Origin of the sequence: Dongia sp. (genome assembly GCF_041905885.1) — a bacterium.
Classification (GTDB): Bacteria; Pseudomonadota; Alphaproteobacteria; order Dongiales; family Dongiaceae; genus Dongia.
The window spans coordinates 1-306 of sequence record NZ_JAYRKD010000010.1 but is presented as its reverse complement, the minus strand read 5'-3'; the positions used below and the strand labels follow the sequence as shown (position 1 = coordinate 306).

The window sequence follows — 306 nt, the reverse complement described above, 5'->3', positions numbered from 1 at the left end:
CCCTCTCCCCTTGCGGGAGAGGGTTGGGGTGAGGGGTCGACGGGTCTCACCGATTACTTGCGGTTATCGACGCTGAGCGGGCCCGCGCCGAAGTAGACGAAGGCCAAGAGGCCGCCGGCGATCGCCAGGTTTTTCTGGAAGTTGATCATCTGCATCTGGTCGGCGAAGTCGCGGTGGAAGAACAGCGCGGCGACCACCGAGAACAGGGCCATCGCGGCCGCGACCCAGCGGGTCTTGTAGCCGATCACCAGCAGCAGCCCGCCGCCGAGCTCGATGGCGATGGCCGCAGCGATCGCGAGGGCCGGG

1 protein-coding gene is annotated in these 306 nt (G+C 67.3%); it reads right to left on the bottom strand.

What is annotated here, in order from left to right; translation table 11 throughout:
* Nucleotides 1–53: 53 nt before the first annotated feature.
* Nucleotides 54–306 (bottom strand): DoxX family protein (locus ACH2CY_RS12085; protein ID WP_395019339.1); only part of this gene is annotated, 253 nt, incomplete at its 5' end.